The sequence below is a fragment of the Mycobacterium sp. genome (assembly GCF_035633495.1).
Lineage (GTDB): Bacteria > Actinomycetota > Actinomycetes > Mycobacteriales > Mycobacteriaceae > Mycobacterium.
Window position 1 is genome coordinate 1 of record NZ_DASQEU010000187.1, and the last position, 2,173, is coordinate 2,173.

Annotated in this window: 2 protein-coding genes and 1 pseudogene; all 3 read left to right on the plus strand. The window is 64.8% G+C overall.

Translation table 11 applies throughout. The features are described 5' to 3' along the window. Positions 1 to 149: 149 nt before the first annotated feature. Positions 150 to 320 (plus strand): annotated as a pseudogene (locus tag VET27_RS26475) (MFS transporter); the annotation flags it as partial. 441 nt (positions 321 to 761) lie between these two features. Beyond that, positions 762 to 1,439: a DUF2461 domain-containing protein gene (locus VET27_RS26480; protein WP_526523017.1), complete on the plus strand. Its 678-nt coding sequence runs from the start codon at positions 762 to 764 to the stop codon at positions 1,437 to 1,439. A 187-nt stretch (positions 1,440 to 1,626) separates the two neighbouring features. Then, a complete protein-coding gene (locus VET27_RS26485) occupies positions 1,627 to 1,764 on the plus strand; it encodes a hypothetical protein (RefSeq protein ID WP_526523019.1) in 138 nt (45 codons plus the stop codon). The last annotated feature ends 409 nt before the right edge of the window (positions 1,765 to 2,173 follow it).

Genomic DNA, 2,173 nt, shown 5'->3' on the forward strand with positions numbered 1-2,173 from the left:
CGACAACTCGACCCGCCCCACCTCCCACGGAGCCTCCAGTCCCAACAGATGGCGGTACAACTCGATGTCGCGCATGCCGCAGATCCTGCCGCTGACCACCCGTCAAACCAAGGCCGGACCCACGTAAAAGCCGGAAGAGCCCAATTTAGATAGACACCTTCGCCGGACGCCGGTTTCCGCGCTCCGAGCGGCCCCGTCTGCTCATCGCTGCCCTCAGCCTGGTAGCCCTGACCGTCGCCGTGCTCCAGACCGCCGTGGTCCCGATTCTCGGCATCATCGCGCAACAGCTGAACGCATCGTCGGTCGCCGTCACGCGAGCAAACCTGCGCCTTCGGCAAGCGTGGTCCGGCGACGAACCAAGGCCGATGGATGTGCGAAGACTGCGCGTCCGCGGCTTCATCACCCGTATCCCGGACACCCACCGATACACCGTCACCGACCACGGTTTGCACACCGCGATGTTCCTATCCGCCGCACGACCGGTTCCTGCCCACCGGTCTGGCGCATCTCGTCGACCACTCGTTGAAAAGTTGGTGTTCTCCTCGATGAGATGCACGTCGGAGTTGGGTGGACCCCGGCGGTGTCACGGTCGACGAGACACACGACGCCATGGATGTGTTGACCGAGCGGCCACACCCGTACTCGCGATGGATGGCGACCGCGGGGTGGGCGGATTTCGCCCCCGGCATCGCCATTCTGCTCGGTGGCAGCGAACCTGTTGGGCCTCGACACGACCCGTCTCGAGGTGCTGGGATGGCGTAGTGACCGAAGCGATGGGATTCAGCGCGGCGACCTTCTCCTTCCTTCGTGGTCTGGCCGACAACAACGACAAGACTTGGTTCGATGCGCACCGCGACGAATTTGAGAAGCACGTGCGCCAACCGTTCATCCAAGCGCTCGAGGCGTCGGCCGACGCGACGATCGGGGCGCCGTGGGAGCTGCATGGCGGCCGCGGGACGATGTTCCGCATCAACCGTGACGTGCGTTTTGCCACCGACAAGTCGCCGTACAAGACCTCGGTCGCTGGTCTACTGACCCCGACCGGGGACAAGCGGGAGAGCTCCGGGTTGGCCTACATCCACCTGGCCGACGGGGGCGGGTTCGTCGCGTGCGGATACCACCAGCTCTTACCGGCACGCCTGACCCCCATCCGTGATCGGATCATCGAGCGAGCAGACGAGTTCACGGCCGTGCTGGACGGGCTGGCCGGGAAACGCCGCGCACTGTCCGACGACGATTCGCTCAAGGCCATGCCTCGCGGCTACTCCGAGTACGCCGACCACGAGCACGCCGAACATCTTCGCCGTCGCTCTTTCATCGTCTCGCAGAACTTGAACCAGAAGGACTGGGTGACGGGCGGCGTCGTAGACAAGGTCGCAGCGCTGGTGCACGACTGTGCGGAACTCGTCGCGTTCGTCGCGAGAGCAGACGACGAGTGATTCGTCCGCTGTGTTGGACGATCATCGACATCTCGTCGGCGGCGGGATTCCACAGTGCCGAAGATGGCGGCACCGAGGGCGAAATGCCCGTCGCGAGAATGCGATCCGCTCGATCGCCGCGGCACTGGTTGCCGTTCTGCTTGTTCGCACCGACGCCGCGACGGGCCTGCCCCCCGAGCAGGGCTTCGTGACGATCTTCGTTGCTGGGGCCGTCACCGCAGGACTGGCAATGGTGCTGATCGCCGTCTCACGAAGCGGCCGACGCGACGCGGCGTCGGCCGAGGCCACCGTCGACTTCCGCGCCATGAATAACGAGTGGGGCTGACAGCCCTACCGCTGACTTCGCCGACATTCACGTGGTCGACAAGACCGTGGGTGTGCACGCCTGCATTGCCAAGTCTTACTTCGGCTAACACCGGCGGCGGGAACTGCGTGACAAGATCGACACCCGTCGTTCACCCAACCGATGGCACGCCGGCGGTCATGATGGCCTCTTGTTGGGTAGCCTCGTTCCCAGGCGCGACCGCATACTGCGGCGGCCCCGCCGATTGGCAACGGCTCAACCTCGACAGCGGAGACGTCTTGAACGAGCACAGATCGGTTTCGACGTGAGCGGCACGATCACCGGATCCGCCGAGTCAGAACGAGCGGCTGTCGAAGAGACGCCGGAGATCCTGCGCGGCGACGACGACCTGCCCCAGGTTCTCGCGGACACGGTCACCGACTTCTTTCAC